Source organism: Vibrio sp. 10N.222.55.A1 (assembly GCF_041473835.1).
GTDB lineage: Bacteria > Pseudomonadota > Gammaproteobacteria > Enterobacterales > Vibrionaceae > Vibrio > Vibrio crassostreae_C.
Map to the genome: position 1 here is coordinate 18,800 of NZ_JBFRSX010000026.1, position 19,208 is coordinate 38,007.

13 protein-coding genes and 4 pseudogenes are annotated in these 19,208 nt (G+C 44.6%); 7 read left to right on the forward strand and 10 right to left on the reverse strand.

From position 1 onward, the window contains the following. Positions 1-230 precede the first annotated feature (230 nt). Positions 231-2,117 (forward strand): methyl-accepting chemotaxis protein, encoded by a 1,887-nt coding sequence (locus AB4493_RS08350; RefSeq protein ID WP_136974851.1) that lies wholly within the window; start codon positions 231-233, stop codon positions 2,115-2,117. Between the two features lie 106 nt (positions 2,118-2,223). On the opposite strand, the gene AB4493_RS08355 is transcribed toward AB4493_RS08350, so the two are convergent. Both AB4493_RS08355 and AB4493_RS08360 read right to left on the reverse strand, forming a co-directional pair. After that, positions 2,224-2,625 carry an ACT domain-containing protein gene (locus tag AB4493_RS08355; RefSeq protein WP_017069835.1) on the reverse strand — a complete coding sequence of 134 codons (402 nt, stop codon included), beginning with the start codon at positions 2,623-2,625 and terminating at the stop codon, positions 2,224-2,226. A 145-nt stretch (positions 2,626-2,770) separates the two neighbouring features. Then, positions 2,771-3,664, reverse strand: coding sequence for a LysR family transcriptional regulator (locus AB4493_RS08360; RefSeq protein WP_017059121.1), 894 nt, complete (start codon positions 3,662-3,664; stop codon positions 2,771-2,773). A gap of 160 nt (positions 3,665-3,824) precedes the next feature. Here AB4493_RS08360 and AB4493_RS08365 point away from each other — a divergent pair, with 160 nt between their 5' ends. From AB4493_RS08365 to AB4493_RS08375, 3 genes are all read left to right on the forward strand, one after another. Then, positions 3,825-4,724: a Vmh family MBL fold metallo-hydrolase gene (locus AB4493_RS08365; RefSeq protein WP_102393121.1), complete on the forward strand. Its 900-nt coding sequence runs from the start codon at positions 3,825-3,827 to the stop codon at positions 4,722-4,724. A 310-nt stretch (positions 4,725-5,034) separates the two neighbouring features. Then, on the forward strand, positions 5,035-5,850 hold the full coding sequence (locus AB4493_RS08370) for a TauD/TfdA family dioxygenase (protein ID WP_017059123.1): 816 nt from the start codon (positions 5,035-5,037) through the stop codon (positions 5,848-5,850). Positions 5,851-6,106: 256 nt separating this feature from the next. Further along, entirely contained in the window at positions 6,107-8,155 is a 2,049-nt protein-coding gene (locus AB4493_RS08375; protein ID WP_372154839.1) for a response regulator, read from the forward strand. Between the two features lie 150 nt (positions 8,156-8,305). Here AB4493_RS08375 and cqsA read toward each other — a convergent pair whose 3' ends face one another. Next, positions 8,306-9,487 (reverse strand): alpha-hydroxyketone-type quorum-sensing autoinducer synthase, encoded by a 1,182-nt coding sequence (cqsA, locus tag AB4493_RS08380; protein ID WP_017059125.1) that lies wholly within the window; start codon positions 9,485-9,487, stop codon positions 8,306-8,308. Positions 9,488-9,776: 289 nt separating this feature from the next. Continuing rightward, positions 9,777-11,063 (reverse strand): annotated as a pseudogene (locus tag AB4493_RS08385) (PLP-dependent aminotransferase family protein); the annotation flags it as partial. Between AB4493_RS08385 and AB4493_RS08390 the strand changes: the two are divergent. Further along, positions 11,054-11,785: pseudogene (locus AB4493_RS08390) on the forward strand (DMT family transporter); the annotation flags it as partial. The pseudogenes AB4493_RS08385 and AB4493_RS08390 sit on opposite strands and share 10 nt — an antisense overlap. A 117-nt stretch (positions 11,786-11,902) precedes the next feature. Here the strand turns inward: AB4493_RS08390 and AB4493_RS08395 are convergent. Beyond that, positions 11,903-12,040, reverse strand: a pseudogene (locus tag AB4493_RS08395) (GTP-binding protein); the annotation flags it as partial. A gap of 449 nt (positions 12,041-12,489) precedes the next feature. Here AB4493_RS08395 and ihfA point away from each other — a divergent pair. Further along, a complete protein-coding gene (ihfA, locus tag AB4493_RS08400; protein WP_004734853.1) occupies positions 12,490-12,786 on the forward strand; it encodes an integration host factor subunit alpha in 297 nt (98 codons plus the stop codon). A gap of 172 nt (positions 12,787-12,958) precedes the next feature. Here the strand turns inward: ihfA and AB4493_RS08405 are convergent. Together AB4493_RS08405 and AB4493_RS08410 are read right to left on the reverse strand one after the other, a co-directional pair. Beyond that, a pseudogene (locus tag AB4493_RS08405) lies at positions 12,959-13,953 on the reverse strand (ABC transporter substrate-binding protein). A 193-nt stretch (positions 13,954-14,146) separates the two neighbouring features. Next, the gene (locus AB4493_RS08410) at positions 14,147-14,923 is read right to left on the reverse strand and encodes a RelA/SpoT domain-containing protein (protein ID WP_017059130.1); all 777 of its coding nucleotides are present in this window, start codon (positions 14,921-14,923) and stop codon (positions 14,147-14,149) included. Positions 14,924-15,247: 324 nt separating this feature from the next. Here AB4493_RS08410 and AB4493_RS08415 point away from each other — a divergent pair, with 324 nt between their 5' ends. After that, entirely contained in the window at positions 15,248-15,901 is a 654-nt protein-coding gene (locus tag AB4493_RS08415; RefSeq protein ID WP_372074015.1) for a thiopurine S-methyltransferase, read from the forward strand. A gap of 112 nt (positions 15,902-16,013) precedes the next feature. Here AB4493_RS08415 and purT read toward each other — a convergent pair whose 3' ends face one another. The 3 genes from purT to AB4493_RS08430 form a co-directional block, all read right to left on the reverse strand. Next, positions 16,014-17,189 (reverse strand): formate-dependent phosphoribosylglycinamide formyltransferase, encoded by a 1,176-nt coding sequence (gene purT, locus AB4493_RS08420; RefSeq protein ID WP_372112758.1) that lies wholly within the window; start codon positions 17,187-17,189, stop codon positions 16,014-16,016. Positions 17,190-17,356: 167 nt separating this feature from the next. Beyond that, positions 17,357-18,244, reverse strand: a complete 888-nt coding sequence (cdd, locus tag AB4493_RS08425; protein ID WP_017059133.1) for a cytidine deaminase — start codon at positions 18,242-18,244, stop codon at positions 17,357-17,359. A 286-nt stretch (positions 18,245-18,530) separates the two neighbouring features. Continuing rightward, a complete protein-coding gene (locus tag AB4493_RS08430) occupies positions 18,531-19,208 on the reverse strand; it encodes an LrgB family protein (protein ID WP_004734865.1) in 678 nt (225 codons plus the stop codon).

A 19,208-nucleotide genomic window follows, 5' to 3' on the forward strand; every position in this document is an offset into this window, starting at 1 on the left:
ACAGAGACACTCATCAGCTGACCATGTTTAACACATTAATTCAAAATTTAGAGTTTACCATTCTCTAAATCAATGGGTTACGATGCGTGCACTTACTCACATATATCAATATTTCAGTTCCTCATCGGTTTCTTAATTTATTTTAAAGCGTAAAATATATCCCGCTTGCAAACCGCTTTGGCAATCAATTTGTTCGCCACGGTTTATTACTTCCAAATTATAGGTTTCCTATGTTCAAGAAACTCTCGCTTAAAAATAAGCTGGCGATTTCAGCCAGTATGGCCATTATCCTGGGGGGGATTTTGGTCGAGGCATTGTCTTTTCGTGCTTCACTGCAAAGGTTGGATATTGAAGTTGAACAGCGCTTAGAGGGCGCATCGGCTTCGTACAATCAATATGTATCGGATTGGATCTTATCCAAAGAGCGTGCGCTTACTTCTCTTTCGAAAGAGTCCAAACAAGAAAGCTTGGTGACTCATCTAAAACAGGTTCGTGACTCAGCCTCTTTTGATAATGTCTTCTTGGCATTTCCTGATGGTTCGCAAAAGAACGCGAACGGTGTTGTGTTGCCACCGGGCAATGATGATCCACGCGTATGGGGTTGGTACACCAATGCGGTTGCGAACCCAAGCAAGGTGTTCATGGATAACCCAACGGTTGCTGCAGCAACTGGGGCGAACGTTGTTTCATTAGGAACAGCAATGCAACTGCATGGGCAACAGGTTGTGTTGGGTGCTGATGTAGAAATTACAGACATCTTAAACAGTCTAGAGCAGGTGATTCTTCCAGGTGAAGGTTACATGTTCATCGCGACCAATAAGGGCACGGTTTATACGCACCCTGACACTAAGTTACTGAACAAAAACATCAGCTCACTTGGGTTAGATTTTGCGGACGTACAAAAGGCGCTGACTAGCGGTAAAGACACTTCTATCGAGTTGAATGGCAGCGACTATGTTCTGTACGCACGTGCGATTGATGGAACGAGCCTGATTACTGTGAGCGTTGTTAACCATGACTCTCTGGTTGCGCCACTATTTGATGCAGTGATTGGTCAAGTGTTGGTGACGCTACTTGTGGTGATCGTATGTACCATACTGTTTAACCTTTTGTGTACTATTCTATTCCGCCCGTTGAACCACGTTTCTCAAGCACTGGCGCAAATCGCGAATGGTAGTGGTGATTTAACTCAACGCATTCATGTTGAAAACCAAGATGAAGTGGGCGAGTTGGCTCATAACTTCAATACCTTTGTTGGAAGCTTACAGCAGTTGATTGGCCATATCCGTGGGCAGTCAGAACAGCTAAACAGCCAGTCAGAGCAAAGTACTCAACGTGCGAACCGTTCGGTGGATGAGCTTAATCATCAGCAGCAAGAAATCACTATGGTCGCGACGGCCGTAACTGAAATGGCGAGCGCCACGCAAGAGATAGCATCGCATGCCGAGCAAACAGCAAAAGCGGCGCAAGATTCAGCGACAAGCACTAACAGTGGTCACGCTCTGGTTGTGGATACCAAAGGTTCAATCAATAACCTAGCCAATGAAGTTAATGAAGCGGGTAGTGTGATTAGCGAACTTAACAAGCATGCTCAAGAGATCTCGACTGTACTCGCAACGATTCAAGGCATTGCAGAACAAACCAACTTACTTGCTTTGAATGCAGCGATTGAAGCGGCTCGTGCTGGTGAACAAGGTCGTGGATTTGCTGTGGTAGCGGATGAAGTACGTGTGCTTTCACAGCGTACCCACTCTTCAACGGAAGAGATCAAATCAACAATTGATATCCTGCAGCGTACAACGGCGCAAGCGGTTGAGCTGATGGAGAGCAGTTCTAAGTTGGCAATACATTCAGTAGAAGATGCCGATCGAGCTTCGCATGCGCTTGAAGAGATCAATACTGCAGTTGCTTTGATCAGCGATATGGCGACTCAAATCGCGACGGCTGCTGAAGAGCAAACACATGTGACGGGTGAAATTACCCAGAACGTGACGACCATTAAAGATGTTACCGACCACTTAGTTGTGGGCGCACAGGACAGCTTAACTGAGTCGAACGAACTTAAGAGCCAAGCCGCTGGCTTAAGTGACAAAGTGGCGACTTTTAAGCTTGCTTAACTGGTTCGCTCACTGATGCCTGATCAGTGAGTGCACGTTAAGCAATAAGCCAAAGCGACGTAGATTACGTCGCTTTTTTTGTATTTGTGAGTAATCGAATTCTTTACTAATCTACTTCTGAAAACTCTTTCAGCGCACTCATTGCAGCTTCTGCTTTGTCTTTTTGAACGAAGATGTGGTCGTGATAGTAGCCCGCAACCACGTTAGCGCTAATGCCGTAAGAGCCAAGCTTTGTCGCAAACGCCGCCGTTAATCCAACCGCTTCAAGGCTCGAATGTACCGATAAAGTGATAAGGCTAAATACACCGTCGAAGTTTAGCTGAGCTTTGGTCGCAACGTCTTCTTCCAGAACCAGCGTTAAACCTTCTTTCTCACGAAAAGTTGAGATTGGATTGAGCTGAACATAGTCTGTTAACGCTCCGTCGACAGTACAGAAAACATAGTTGCCTTCAATGAGTTCTGGTGACATGGACTTTAACAAAATGTCTAAATCGGTAATGGCAGTCATAGTCAGTTTCCCTGCGTTAATAAGCTAATTGATGATGTATGCAGTCACGATAGAAGCAACTGACAGTTAAGTAAAATTAATGATTTTAATTCTGCATCAGTTTTACTAATGGCAAGTTTTCCTCCTTAGTGATGGCATCGTACTTCTACCAACTTGTCGATTGTTCCATCTCGTCAGATAAATGGTCGATAAAGGCTCTTAACAGCGGTGTGACTTGTTTACGTGTTCCATAAATAGCATGCACACCGAGCGTTTTAGGTTGCCATTCAGAAAGCAGTGGCACTAATAGACCATCACGCATCAAGGTTTCCACTGAAGGGAAGGGCAGTAAACAGATACCGTTGCCTTTGAGTGTGGCAGAAAGCAGAACCTCTGAGGTGTTTGCACTGATATTCCCTTTAATCGGAACCGATTCGAGCCCATTGGGGCCATTGAACGTCCAAGCGGTTTTGCCAAAGTAACTGAACGATAAACAGTTGTGGTGCGCTAGATCTTGGGCTTCTGTGGGTGTGCCTTTCTCTTTTAGATATTGAGGCGATGCGCAAATCACGGAGCGGCATTCACCGATCTGCTTCGCGACAATATTGGGCGTCAGTTCGTTGGTTATGCGAATGGCCAAATCGATGCGTGACTCAACCAGGTTGACGGTCTGATCAGTCGAGATAATGTCGATAGAAACCTCTGGCCATTTGGCGATGAAGCGACTAATTGATTCCATCAAGAAGCTATCGACAATCGAGTAGCTCGCAGTAATACGCAGCTGACCTTTTAAATGCTCTCGGTTTTGGTTTCTGATCCCAGCTAGGGATGTTTCCAGTGCCAAAAGTTCTCTGGCGACCTCAAGTGTTTCTTTACCTGCGCTGGTTAAACTCAAGCTTCGTGTTGTTCTGTGAAGCAAGCGTGTGTCCATCCATGTTTCTAACTCACCCAAATAACGAGTGACCTTGGTTCGTGAGAGATCAAGGTGCTCTGCCGCTGCGCTCAAACTGCCACGTTCCACTATGGTGACAAAGACATTCATTGCCTCGAGTTTATCCATTGTTTTATTGCCTAGAGAATTAAACCGACCTCAGTATATGTCCGAAAACTGCAATAGTTAAAGTCAATTTGATGTCTATTTCATCTAAAAACAATCAAATAAGATATTTGGACATTCAACGAGTTGGCAGGTGTTCAACTCCAAGTATCGGAATAAAGCCATGAATACGTTATCGAAAAACCTGTTATTAAAAAGCATGCTTTTAGGAACCATAAGCCTAGGAACCGTGCTGGCATCAAGTGTTGCTTTAGCTGTGGATCTGAACATCACTCACTATAACCCCGGTGAGAACGCGATATTCCCTGCAAGCTCGGTATTGGTTTCGGGTGAGAAAGAAGTGATTCTATTTGACGCACAATTCAGTGTCGCAGACGGACAAAATTTGGTGGAGCAAATCAAAGCCACAGGCAAAAAATTATCGATGGTTTACATCAGCAGCGGCGACCCAGATTACTACTTTGGTTTGGAACCGATAGTTTCGGCATTTCCTAACGTTAAAGTCGTTGCCAGTGAAGCCGTTGTCGCGCATATCAAACGCACCAAAGATGCAAAGCTTGAATACTGGGGGCCTATATTAGAAGGCAACGCGCCCTCTAAGGTGATTGTTCCAATGGTGATGAACGACACAACATTAAGCATCGAAGGTGAAACCATCGAAGTGAAAGAGATAAATACACACCAAGCTTACCTATGGGTTCCGTCTGAAAAAACGGTGTTTGGTGGCGTGTCGGTGTATAGCGGTGTGCATGTATGGATGGCAGATACTGCATCGAAAGAGATTCGTAGCCAGTGGTCACAATCGTTGGAGCGTATGAAAGCACTAGAGCCAGAGGTTGTAATTCCGGGTCACTATTTAGGTGAAATGCCAACAGGAATAAATGCAGTTCACTTCACGAAGGATTATGTGGCTGATATTGAAAAAGCGTTGGCGAGCAAAAGTAATCCAACATCGGTCGAGATCAGTGATTACATGAAGAAAGCCTACCCGAAATTTGAGGCTACGGAAGGCGATTTAGAACTTGGCGCGAAAGTGCTAAGCGGCGAAATGGCTTGGCACTAGAGTTGATTATCTCGGTTGTGTCCCAGAACAGTCTGAAGATTGTATGCTAGATTTATTGGTGATACACAACTGGAGATATCGATGATCTGGCTTTCAGTGAAAGTACTACAGATTGGACTTGTCTATGGATACAGGAAGTATCAAAAAACGAAAAGAGCTCCAGCTTAGGAGCTCTTTTTTTGTTTCGGAGAGACGACTTTCTATTTCAAGTGAGAAAGAAAATCAGCATTTACCCGGTTTACAGTTAGTAGTCAGATTAGCCTAGTAGCCAGATCCGCCCTGCAACTCAATATCACCAATAAGCGAAAGTATGTTGAAAATAGAACCCATTACTCCTCACATCGGCGCTCGTATTCACGAACTAGAGCTTTCTACATGCAGTGCTGATGAACTCGATAAGGTGTATCAGGCACTTATTGCCCATCAAGTGATCTTTCTCGACGGGCAGACTTTGTCTCCAGAACAACACTTGATGATTGCACAGCGCTTTGGAACGTTAGAACCTGCACATCCTTTCTTCCCTCGCGTGGAAAGTGCGCCACAGGTGAGTGTGATTGAAACAACCCGTGGCAATGCGCCAAAGGAAAGTTATTGGCATACCGACTTAACGTGGCGCAGCTTGCCGTCGAAAGCTTCCCTGTTGCATGCTCAACACATTCCAAGCATTGGTGGTGACACTATCTGGTGTTCTATGACTGCGGTTTTTGAATCTCTACATGAAGATATGAAAGCTAAGTTGAGAGGGTTGTCGGCGACTCATTCGCTTGTGGCCTTTGAAGGTATAGAATCAGAAGACATTGATCTCGATTGGCACAAATCCTTGATTAAAACAGCACAGGAGAATCCGCCAGTGGTTCACTCTGTTGTTCAAGTTCATCCTGAAACGGATAAAGAAACGCTCTGTATCAATGAACAGTTTACTCGTTATATCAACGAACTCGACCGCAAAGAGAGTGATGTTTTACTCAGCCAACTGTTTGAAATTGCGAGACGCCCTGAGTTTCAAGTTCGTTTCAAATGGGACAACGGCTCAATGGCGATCTGGGATAACAGGGTAACGCAACATTACGCAGTGATAGATTACGGGGATACTCCAAGAAAAATGCATCGAGTAACAGTGACATAGCAGTAAGCTGAACACAGTTATCAAAAGAACACCGCGCATGCCCATCCCTGAACCAAGCACTCGTACTTAAATTTAAGCGTCAGCAGGGTGCATCATTCATCTACGCTTAATAATAAAAACAAATGCGTTGGTACATATTTGATTGAAACCTCACTGCTCGGACGTGATGTGTAATATAATCGGCGCCAAAATATAAGTATAAAAACCAAATCATAGAATTAATAAACGTCAGGGCTTAGAGAGCAAAGTATTTCGTATGAACGCGATTCGTAAAGTTTACCAGTACGCAGAACCGAATTTAACCCTCGTGGGTTGGATGGGCTTTGTCGGCTTTCCAATTTACTACATTGTGTGGGAGTTTTTGTTCCCGCAACCCTACGAAAACTTAGCGCTTCGCCTGTTTTGCTCGGTATTGTTCTTTGGCATTATATTTCGCAATCGCGTCCCATTTGAATGGCGAAAATACCTTCCGGCTTATTATCAAGTTGCCGTAACTATCTGTTTGCCAGGTTTCTTCTTCTACATGCTGCTAATGAATAATTGGTCCAACGTTTGGGTTATGTCATTCATGTCGGCTATTTTCCTCCATATTTTATTGGTGCACGTGACGAGAGTGATGTTTGCACAAACCTTTGCCGGTATTGGGATTGCTACCTTGTGCGCTTGGATTGCACAAGGCTTCTACCTCGAACTCACAATGGATTGGACGCATGTGCCAATCTTTTTGTTTATCTACTTATTCGGCAACTTGTTCTACTTCCGCAATCAGGTGGAACATGAAAACAAGGTGTCATTGGCGAAGTCTTTTGGTGCGGGTATTGCCCATGAGATGCGAAATCCTCTAAGCGGATTACTTACCTCTATTGATGTCATGCAGTCCATATTGCCGAACCCTAAAAGTGGCGATCAAAAAGGGCAATATGCGTTAAGCAATGAAGAAGTGATTCAGTTGCGTGAAGTGGGCGATGAAGCGATGGAGATCATTCATTCCGGTAACGAAACGATAGATCTGTTACTGACTTCAATTGATGAAAACCGAGTCTCTCGATCTACGTTTAAGAAGCATTCAGCGCAAGCGGTGGTTGAGGATGCGATAGACAGTTTCAATTACAAGCGCTCTGCTGATAAGTCAGCAATCTCCTTGGATGTGCAGAGTAACTTTGAGTTCTTGGGTAGCGACACCTTGTTGAAATACGCCATGTATAATCTGTTCAAGAATGCGTTCCATCATCGTAGCCCTGAAGATTTTCATATTCATGTCACCATGTTCAGTGATGAAGTGACGAACCAGATAATGGTGACGGATAACGGCTCTGGTATTTCGAGCGATATCATTCGTCGTATTTTCCAAGACTTTTACACCACAGGCCAGTCGGGTAATTACGGTTTAGGTTTGCCATTTTGTCAGAAGGTCATGCGCTCGTTTGGTGGTGAGATTAAATGCCAGTCTGAAGTGGATCAATGGACACAGTTCACGATGATTTTCCCATCTTTGACTTCCAATTCGGTAGAGGAAATCAAGAGCGAACTGACTAAACTCAAGACGGTGCTGATGATCAGTGATCAGACAGTGCTTTCCAGTAAAATGACTGAAATCTCTCGCTTTATGGGTTTTGACCTAGAGATTTTGGATGTGGCATCAGCGCTTCAGAATAAGGAATATCAATTTGAGTTCGACTTGATTTTCGTTGATATGGAGAGCTTGGATTTAAGAGCTAGTTGCCTCGATAAGATTGAATCGTTACTTTCGTTCACTGAGGCGCGAATCATTTACTTGTATGAGCGTCATCCTATCAAGCGTGTACGTAACATTTCTTTCGAGCCTATTTGGGTGGAAACACAAGTCTGGCTACTAAATACTGAAGCGACCATTGACCGTTTACTGTTTGACTCCAACTACGTGATGCCATCGGTTGCTGTAAAACCGCTAGAGGCCACCACTAGACGTACGATTATGGTGGTCGATGACAATGAATCTCTACGCCGATTTACGGCAATGTTATTGGAAAAACAGGGCTTTGATGTTGTGCAAAAAGAAGACGGACAACAAGCCTTAGATGCGGTTGATACCGACGAAATCGACTTGATCCTAATGGATATTGAAATGCCAATCATGGACGGTGTTGAAGCTTCTCGCCGAATTCGCAGTGCCGACAAAGAATACTCTTCGGTGCCGATTATTGCTCACACGGGTGACAGTTCTCCCGTTACCTTGGAAAAGATGGAATCATCAGGCATGTCGGACTTTATTGTTAAACCTGCCGATAAAAACCGACTGTTTGATAAAATTGCTCACTGGATTTAGCGGGTGTAATAGTCTGAAGTTCACGGCCATTGGGTAGACATAGATTCAAGAAAGAGCTCAGCGAATTGCTGGGCTCTTTTTGTATCGCGACATGATAGCGTCCATTCAGTCCTGCCGTTGGTGTTGGTTATAAATATGGTTCGAAAAAGGTTACACGAACTCTAACTCGGGGTGATGGTACGCTTCGTGACAAACCGTGAGCACATGGTCAATGTCTCTTGGTGTCATATCGGCATTCACTGAAAAACGGATGATGTTTTTGTTCTTGCCAGTCGCAGGGCGGCAGAATACCGCACCGAACACATCACGTTCTTCTAAGAAGTCTCGCACACGCTCCGTGTTTCTTTCATTGCCGCACTCTAGCGCTACAATTTGAGACTCACTGCGGATATTAAAGCCAATTCGCTTTAGCCCCGTAGTCAGCGACTTAGCCCGATTGAATAAGGCTTCTCGTTTGTCTTCCGCACCTTTGATCACCTCCAACGTTTTCTCTAAACGAACCACTTCTTGTGGTAACACTGTTGAGCTAAAAATCGCAGGGTACGCCACAAACGGCAAGGTTTTAGACAGTTGTTTAGGGCCAAGGATTGCCCCAGCGCGATAAGCAAAGGTTTTTGCCAAGCTAACGGTGATGAAGTCGACTTGGTTGGTGAGCCCCAATGCTTGCACTAAGCCTGCACCATTCTCTCCATGTGTACCCAGTGAATGGGATTCATCAACGACGACCGCACAATCAAACTCTTGCGCCATTTCGTAGATGTCGCACAGTGGGGCAATGGTGCCTATTGTGCTGTAAACCGAGTCGACAACAATGACACCTGAGCCGTGGCGCTCTAACTGTTTGCGTAGGTGATTCATATTGTTATGCATAAACGGATGGGCAACTGCGCCGGCAGCCCGAATCCCTTCCCATAGCGACATGTGTGCAAGGAAATCAATATACACAGGTGTGCCCGGTGGGCAGATGGTTTGCAATAGCCCAATATTGGCCGCCCAGCCCGATTGAGAAAGCAAACAGCTCTCCATTCCAACATAGTTCGCAAGCTCAGTTTCGAACGCAGGTTTAGACTGCTCATCTTGTAAGAAAATCGCAGACATCACCACGTTGTCATCGTGCTCACAGATCGCCGCTTGATGGGCTTGTTGGATCTGTTTGTTGTGTGACAGCGCTAGGTAATCATTGCTCTGCATCACAACGGCACTGCGCTGGGGGCGTTTACCCAATACCAAATGCTTTTGGCTTTGGTTCTGGGTAATCAGGTCTTGAATATAGAAGTTCAAGCGTTCTTCGATAAAGGAAGGTAGTGGTTTGTTTTTTGTTTTATCACTCATAATAGTTCTCTTCAAATACAGGAAAACGCCAGCGCTGACGGCTGTATATTGACGATAAAAAGTGATGTGTCATTAGCCAAGTTGCATAATTTTGTGGGTGCTTGCAAACTCAGCATTTAAGGGTTTTGAGGCGAGTGGGTTTCCTTACGGTTTGGGGCTTTACCCGAATTAAGATAGGAATAATAGCCTTCTTTTTTATGACAAAAGGCTATTAGAATTCGGCATTCGAAGGCATTTAAAAAAGCGGATTTTGAAAGGCTACGTGCTACGTGCTACGTGCTACGTGCTGTTAGCTGTGAATATGGATAAGCTCGATTAAGGCATCCAATTGCTGCTTGGCTTCATCCTCTAACGGATACCCAATATTGAGGCGTAAGCAATTGCTGTAAAGGTCGAGAGTGCTGAACAGGTGTCCAAGCCTAATATCAATGTTCTTCTCGGTAATGCCCTGAGCAAAGGCTGACTGGTTCAAGCTTGGGATTTGCAGCCAAAGCACCATGCCACCTTGTGGATTACTTATCTTCACATCTTGAGGAAGGTGCTGAGCCAAATAACTTAGGTATTGTTGGCGCAAAGACAAGATCTGAGTGCATCTTCTCTTCACGTGCTTAGCGTATTGGCCAGATCCAATAAAGTCAGCAACCGCAAGCTGAGTGGGCAGGGCAACGCCGTAGCTCGCAGCTGAGAACTGAGCCTTGTATTCGTTGATAAACCTGCCCGGCAAGCACCATCCCAAACGGTAACTCGGTGACAAACTTTTCGATACTGATCCACACCATAAGACATATCCGCCTTTGTCGTAGTATTTCGCGGGGAGTGGTGTGTGTGAGGAGTAGGACAGTTCAAGATACACATCATCTTCAATGATCGGTACTCGATATTGATTCGCTAATTCGGCAAGCTTCTGTTTTTGACTTGCCGACATATTGATCCCCTGAGGGTTCATATGAGAAGTACAAAAGATCGCGGCATCGACTCGCTTGTTCTTCAAATGCGCTTCCAGTTGTTGCAAGTCGACACCATCATCGAGCGATGGGATTTCTATGATCTGGCGTGACATCTTTCCGAGTAACTCCAGAATTCCATTGAAACAAGGAGAGCTAATCGCAATGGTGTCGCCTTCTTTGGTACACGATTCGAGTGCAGCTTTAATCGCTGACATACAGCCTGCGGTGATCACCATCTCTTCAGGTGAAAAATGGACATCGAGCTTGGCAAAGTAAGTGGATAATGCCTGTCGCAACATCGGCTCACCTTGTGTATCTGGGTAATGGTTGAGCCTACTTCCCATACGCCTAATAGCGCGACGAAAACTTCGTTCCAGTTCAACGATCGACTGCTCATCATTAGTGGTGCTCGAAACCCCTAAAGGCCCATTGATTGAGTTGTGAGTCGATGAGGTTTGCCTAACACTGGACACCTTACTCTCAAACTGTGCCCACTCTGGGGTTGAGTGAGCAGGTTTATGAGGAGAAACAAAATATCCCGCTTGCGGTCGAGAATGAATCCAACCTTGTGATTCCAGTTTTTGGTAGCAGCTCACCACGGTCGACATGCTGATCGCCTGTTGCTTGGCGCTACTTAGTCAGTTATGGCTTTGTGTTCGGTGTGGGTATCTGGGGTATGGCTTCATGGTCGATCACTGCTGGTTTATCGTCTGGGCTTTCATCGGTCTTGCTTTCAACCAACGTATTAATCGGCATGGCGGTTGGCGTGTGGTTGTTCAAGGAGAGTGCTTCTATTCGTAAATTATTGGGTGCGATGCTAGCTATGTGTGCATTGGCGGTATTGGTATCTGCAGCTACGGGCAATGTCACCGTTAATGGCGTGATCTTGATTATGATTGCGGCGTGCAGTTGGACCTTGATGGGCGTGATTGTTAAGGCATCGAAAACCACTCAAGCTTTTGCGTTCAATGTCTGGGGGATGCTGTTTGCTCCAGTGCCATTAGTGTTATTTGCCGTGATGTTACACGGTGACCAAATAATCTGGCAGGGCATCGAACAATGGGATTGGAACACGACGATTGCGGTGCTGTTTCAAGCTTACCCAACCACGCTATTTGGTTATTGGGTATGGAATAAGCTGTTAATCCAATACCCGTTAAGTACGACCGCGCCGTTAACCTTGTTAGTGCCTATCTTCGCATTGATTAGCGGTTACTTTATGTATGATGAGGTGCTGTCTGTGGCTCAGGTTGTTGCATCAATACTGTTTCTTGTCGGAATTGGTTTGATTGTGAAACCTGCGAATGTAACGAATACCAAAGCGACACAAACACTTGCTGAACAAAAATGATTGAAGAAAGCTGATATTGCATGAGCAGCTTTGAATGACAAATAAGACCTCGCACTTGTGAGGTCTTATTCTATGTCGAAGAAGTGAAGTTATTTAAATAACCAACTTACTAAGCAATCAACTAACCATACACGCAAGTAACTGGCTCTCAAGATCATCGTCTATTTCTAGACCGATCATTTCTATTCTGATTTCGATACACTCATCGAATTCTGATTCCGTCAAGCCATCCTCTGTTAAGTTGTAACCGAAAACCTCAAAAGAACATAGGCTTTTATAAGTGAATTCGAATTAAATTCTGAAATGATACAAATCTTATATTTAATAACGCTTATTTAGTAACCTCTGTTGAGTCCCATATCAAATCAAGTGGCTGATTTTATTGGGTATCGGAGAAAAGTCTCAAAAATTATTATTTAGTTCGCTAAAGTTTTAAATTCTATTAATGGTTGTTTTTATGGAATATAACGCCATTTCGTTACTGTTGAGTAGATGGTTTTTAGCTATATATGTGAAATTTGAAGCGAGTTATCTTTCTGATTTGAAAGAATAATTAAATAGTTAAGATAAAAAAGTTGGCGAAAATCAGAAGCTTGGCATACACTTTCCTAGTAAATGACCTTATCTCATTGATTGAATAGGGTAAATGCTTTGGCGCTACTGGCGATGGTAGCAATGTTTAACATAGCTTTGAGGAAAGTTTTATGGCACTCACGAAGGCCGATTTGGCTGAGAACCTGTTTGAGACACTCGGATACAGCAAGCGGGATGCCAAGGAAACGGTGGAAGTGTTTTTCGAAGAAGTTCGTAAAGCGCTCGAAAATGGCGAACAGGTAAAACTGTCTGGTTTTGGTAATTTTGATCTTCGCGAGAAAAACGAGCGACCTGGTCGTAACCCGAAAACTGGTGAAGACATTCCAATTTCTGCTCGACGTGTTGTTACTTTTAGACCGGGACAAAAACTAAAGGCCCGTGTCGAAAATATTAAAATCGAGAAGTAGCCAAGCAATAGACCACGCCTAGCGTGGTCTTTTTGTATCTGCATAGAGTTTAAGCTAAACGCATTTCTTTAATTTTTAGTAACCTTTCTCAAACTCCATCTATTTACTGTCCGGTAAGAACTTGCTTTAGATGCGAAAACAGAGGCTAGGCCTCTGACTTTGAATCTTCACTCTAAAGGGCTTGTTGAACCTTACTTGCGATGTCTTCAGACACCCAAGGCTTCCATACCTGTGGTGAGCTTTCTAGAAAGTAATACATGGCTTCTTCGGCGTCGGCTTGGTTGTCTTCCATCCAGGCCAGCAACTCACTCATTTGTTTATTGGTAAAACCACGCTTTTCAAAGTATTGGTAGGCAAGAGGTTCGTTATTAGCAAAGGCTTCTGTGGTGATTGTGTGAACCGGTGCTGGTGGATACATGGTCACTTTAGGAGATTCACAATCAGGTTGTGTCGTACAGTTACGGAATTCCTCAATGTCAGTACCACTTCCGAAATCAACCTTCACCATTTCATACTTACCTAGCACAGGCGTAGGCGACCAGTAATATCCAAACCATGCTTTTTTGCGTTCGTAAGCTTTCGCTATCGTACCTGCTAAAGCGGCGCCTGAGCCGGGATCAACCATTTCAAAATTGTGATCTTCTAACTTAAGCGCATCGAACAGCTGACCGGAGGTAATCTGACAAGTCCAACCCGCAGGGCAGCTATAAAATGCAAACTTCTCATCATCTTCTGGGTGTTCAAACAGCTTTGCGTTTTTAATCACACCTTCAATGGTTGTAAGCTCTGGGTACTGTTCAACAAGGTAGTTTGGTACCCAGAAACCTTCTTCACCGCCGTTGACCAAAGACTTGCCCGCGTAACGTAGACGCTTATCCGCAACACCCTTATCCAACGCTTCTTTGATGCCATTAGTCCAAAGCTCTGGCGCAACATCAGGTTGACCTTTTTCAATCATTGACGTGCCCGTAGGGACGCTATCACCGGGGATTAAGTCCGCTTCACAGCCGTAGCCGTTATTCAAAAGGAATTGGTCGACATGAGCAATAGGCTCGCCGAGTTCCAGTTCATGTCTGCAATGGTGATCTTTCCGCATTCGTCAGCACTAGCGTGTACAGAAAACGCAGCAAGTAGCGCGATGGAAAGCATGGATTTGTTATTCTGCATTGACGTAATTCCTTTTCTTGTCAGAAGCTTATTCGCTATAGAAACAGAAATGTTCGACGGAGAAAAGAGACTGAGATCTAAATTTAAACGATCTGATTATTTGGGATAGGAAGTGGAGAGGCTACTCAACAAGTACTAAAAAGGGCTGCGAGTGCAGCCCTTGTGATGTTTATTGGAATAGCCTATCTATGTGTTAAGCCGCTTTAATGTGCGTTGTAATGTACGGTTGCCATGCTTGTTGGTAAAGCTCTAAAGATTGGCGTCGTAGGCTATTGATTTGTGCCGCTTCGATATCGTTGATTGGGCGATGTTCTGCAATTGCGTGACGCTCAATACCTTGGATAATTTCGTACAGCTCGTGCTCAGGACCACTTTTCACATCAGCAATCGCTTTTAAGTGAAGTTGAACCTCTGCAATGATGTTGGTTTTAGGCAAACGAACCAACAAGTTAAGGTCACGGTAACCAGAGTCAGCCGGCGATTTAAACTTATTTTTCAGCTTAACAACGTCTGCTTCACGGCTTAGCGCTTCGTAAACTTCAACCAAGCTCTCTACATCGTTCGCGATGATAGTTGCACGGGCTAAGTCGGTAATTTTTGTCACATCACCATCAAGCTCAAGGGCGATTTTTTCTTCTGCGCGAGCTTGAGATTTAACGCCAGCAAATAGCGCTTCAGAATTGGTGAGTAGGGCAGTACTTTTACAGATAGTTTCTAGTTCAGCTTGGCCTTGATGCGCTTTGCTGTACAAAATATCGAAGTCGGTGTAAGGCTGAGTCGGGCGTGAGTCGAAGGCCTTGATGCCGTAAAGGCCGCTCAAACTATGACGGAATACGTTTGAAGATACTTGGTTTTGCGCAGGAGTGCGCGTTTGATCTGTTGAACTTGTTGAAACAGGTGCTGCTGCGAATGCAGGCGCTCGGCTCAATACCAAAAGCATTAGGGCCGTCGTACGGAGAAATACACTCATTCAAACTCCAAAATACAAGGTTACAAAAAACGGGTAGTCAAAAGGGGTAACCAGTAACGCACAAGAGTAAAAACAGCTTAACTAATTTCACTACATATTAAATGAGGCTAGCTAAGACAGAAACCAATTCTAACGTTTAATATTGCTTTAAAATGTGAAGATATAGCCAAATAACCCAACCGTTAGTTCCGCAATTATCAGAACTTTGAACTTAGCCAGTTTCTGATTTTATCGAAATCAATTTAGTACTTTAAACCAAGCTAAGGTTGCTCTTACCTCTCTATACTGTACCCTTGCATTATGACTGTTTAACATGAACGAAAGATGAATAATCCTGAATTTTGGCACAATAAATGGGCAGCCAACCAAATTGGTTTCCACCTCGAAGATGTAAACCCACTTCTGATTAAATTTTGGGAAAATACTGAGCCTAGCTACGAGAAGAGTGTGTTTGTTCCACTTTGTGGCAAAAGTGAAGATCTGATTTGGCTAGCTTCAAAGCATGAAGATGTTCAAGGTGTCGAGTTAAGCCAGATTGCGGTTCGCGCATTTTTTGCAGAGCACCTTTATACCCCGACTGTGACTCAAATTAGCGGTCAGCACGAGCTCTACCAATTCGATGAATTGAGTGTTTACACGGGAGACTACTTCACAGCGCCTATTCAGCCTGTTGACATTATTTATGACCGAGCTTCTTTAGTGGCATTGCCTGAAGAGATGCGAGTGCAGTATGTCGAGCGTTTGAAACAACTACTGAAACCGGGTGGTAAGATTCTTTTGGTAACACTGGATTACGACCAAAACGAAATGGCTGGGCCTCCGTTTAGCGTGCCTAAGCTAGAAATCGATCAGTTGTTCGCAGGTTATAAGATCACATTGTTGAATCAGGACATCGCAGACGATGAACATCCGAAGATTGCCAAAAAAGGCTTGTCTCGATTTAGTGAAGAAGTGTACTTGATTGAGTCAGACGCTTAAGCGCAGTGAGCTCTCTAGCGAAAAGACCGCTTCAATAAAAAAGACGGGCTCGATAGCCCGTCTTTTTATGGTTCAGATTTGAACTCGTGATTGTTCAGAATTGAATAGCAGGTTAGTAAATCACTTTTACTTTTGACGCGCTCTCAATTGCATCTTCAATCGCTGTCTCAGTGCTGTTGCGACGAGTAAGCGCCACACCAAGACGACGGCGACCATCGATATCAGGCTTACCAAACAAGCGAACTTGCGTTTGTGGTGCGTCTAGCGCTTCTGCAAGGCCTTCAAAGCGGATATTCGTTGATGTGCCTTGACCAAGGATTACGGCAGAGGCACAAGGGCCATACTGAGTAATTGATTTGATCGGCATACCTGTAAATGCGCGTACGTGTAGTGCAAATTCCGATGAGTCTTGAGACATCAGAGTAACCAAGCCAGTATCATGTGGGCGAGGGGAGACTTCATTGAAGATCACGTGGTCGCCTTTAACGAACAGTTCAACACCAAAGATGCCGTGACCGCCTAATGCGTTAACCACTTGCTCTGCCGTGTATTGCGCCGCTTTAAGTGCGTTGTCAGACATGACCTGTGGCTGCCATGATTCACGGTAATCACCGTCTTCTTGACGGTGACCGATAGGTGCACAGAAGTGAACACCGTCGACAGCACGAACGGTTAGAAGCGTGATTTCGTAATCAAAGTCGATGAAGCCTTCAACGATTACACGACCCGCGCCAGTACGGCCACCTTCTTGTGCGTAGTCCCAAGATTTCTGGATATCTTCTTCGGTTTTGATAACGCTTTGGCCTTTGCCTGAAGAACTCATTACCGGCTTAACAACGCAAGGCATACCTACGAACTCAACAGCAGCGGCGAAATCTTCAAAGGTGTCTGCGAAGCGGTAAGGTGAAGTGCTCAGTTTGAGTTCTTCTGCCGCTAGACGACGGATACCTTCGCGGTTCATCGTTAGCTTGGTCGCATTCGCAGTTGGAACGACATTTAAGCCTTGCGCTTCTAGCTCTACCAACTTGCTGGTGGCAATAGCTTCAATTTCAGGAACCACATAATCTGGCTTTTCTAGTTCAATGATCGCTTGAAGTGCATCGCCGTCTAACATGTCTAATACATGGCTACGATGCGCAACTTGCATCGCTGGTGCGTCTGCATAACGGTCACAAGCAATAACTTCCAAACCTAAACGTTGGCACTCGATAGCAACTTCTTTGCCGAGTTCACCTGAACCTAATAGAAGTACACGAGTAGCATTTTCACGAGTAGCAGTACCAAACATAGAAATTCCTTCCGATCTTTTGAACGATTGATTGAAAACGGGGTGATCATACTTATTTCAATGACAAAAGCAAACGTTTGCGCAAGTTGTTGCTTTAATTACAGGCATAAAAAAAGCAGCCCTGTTAAATAGGGCTGCTTATTTAAATTTTTGTTAATCAGATGTACTTAGATTGCTAAGTAAGTCACTGGAATGTCGGGATTAATCGCTTCTAATGTAGATTGCGTATCCGCTAGGTGACTGATGCTACCTTCTGCGATTTCAACCAAAGCAGCACTTTCAATTTGTTCGAAATCGAAGCCAGCCAGTTTAAGTTGAATTAACGCGACTTGCAGAGGTGGTAGGCTCGGGTTGAACGCTGCATTTTCAGCGTAAGCTCCCGTAAAAATTTCACCTGACGTCAGTTGTAGTGAAACACCACTTAGGTTTTTGGTGTAAGGAGCATGGCTGCGGTTTAGTGCTGCTAGCGCTTCTACAACAATAGGCGTTGTTTCTTCGGTCGTGTACTTATGATCAAGCTTTGTCATTAGGCCAGTTGTCACACCTAAATCAGCAGGGCCGAACGAGTCTGGTAAGTACTCTTGCAGAGACATTTCATCACGTTGTGGAAGCTGAACTTTAAGTTCTTTTGCTGTTGTCAGTTCGTTCATGAATTGACGACAGTGACCACAAGGACTGAAGTTGATGGTGATATCTGAGATACCGAGTTCGCCTTTCATCCAAGCGTGGCTGATTGCAGATTGCTCAGCGTGAACGGTTTGACCAAGTTGAGCACCAGCGATTTCAAGGTTTGCACCAAAATACAGAGTACCAGACAAACCACGCACGATTGCACCAACATAAAAGTCAGATAACGGAGCGTAAGAATACGCTGCGGCAAAAGGAAGTAGCGCAATACGTAGTTCGTCATCCGCTAGACCACTTGCTTGCAGTAGGCTAGCAAATTGTTCTGGAGACAATGTCGCGTCAAAGTTGTCTGCTAATACGATGTCACTCAAAAGCGCTTTCATTGATGATGGAGCACTTTCCAGCGCCAGGGTAATACGACTGTTCATGTTGAATCCTTAATTGACCTTAGGCTTTAATTCTATGCAATGCTCAGGATTTGTCTGTGACAATGATCACTATTGCGTTGTTGTTGTTACATTGGCTTGCATAATTAGAGTGAAGTCACAGATGAAATCGATTGCAAGAGCCATTTATACAGCTGATATCGCACTTATTGCTCGTAAAAGACCGTGACTTGACTGCTATTGCCAAATAAATGCGAATAAAAAGCCCAAACAGACACTGTAATAAACAGCATTCTGGTTGGGCTGAATCGCGTAGTGATCGTTTAGGTTAAGAGTAGAACCAAACCACAAGCGAAAATATACTCGGCGCGATAATCGAGGTAATGACGCCACAGAGCACAAGCGCCAAAGAACTGAATGCTGCGTCTTCCTGATTCTTTTCAGCACAAGTTGCCGTACCTAAAGCGTGAGACACGGTACCCATGGTTAAACCTCGGGCAATAGGGCTCTTAATACCAATGAGATTGTAGATTGGATAAGCAAAAATTGCCCCAAATAGACCAACAATCAATACCAGTATTGCCGCAATCGCTGCTTCACCACCTAAATGGCTCGATACTTCCATCGCAATTGGTGTGGTGACTGACTTACCTAATAAACTCGCAATCAAAGTTAAGTCAGCTTTAAAAGCCACTGCGATTAATGCTGTCGTTGTCATCGACATCACACTGCCTAGCGTGCAAGCAAAGGTGATGATGCGCCAGTTGGCTCTAATTTGAGGTAACTGTTCGTAAAGCGGGTAAGCAAGGGCAACAACCGCAGGCTGCAGCATGTAGGTAATCCATGTGTTGTCTGCATAGTAAGTCTCAAACGGTACTTTGAAGAACGTGAGTATCGGAATGATGATACCAATGCTGATCAGCAGGGGATTACACAGCGGCGAGTTTACTTTTTGACTTACCCAGCGAGCAAACAGGAATACCACGATGGTGAGTAGAATCCACAT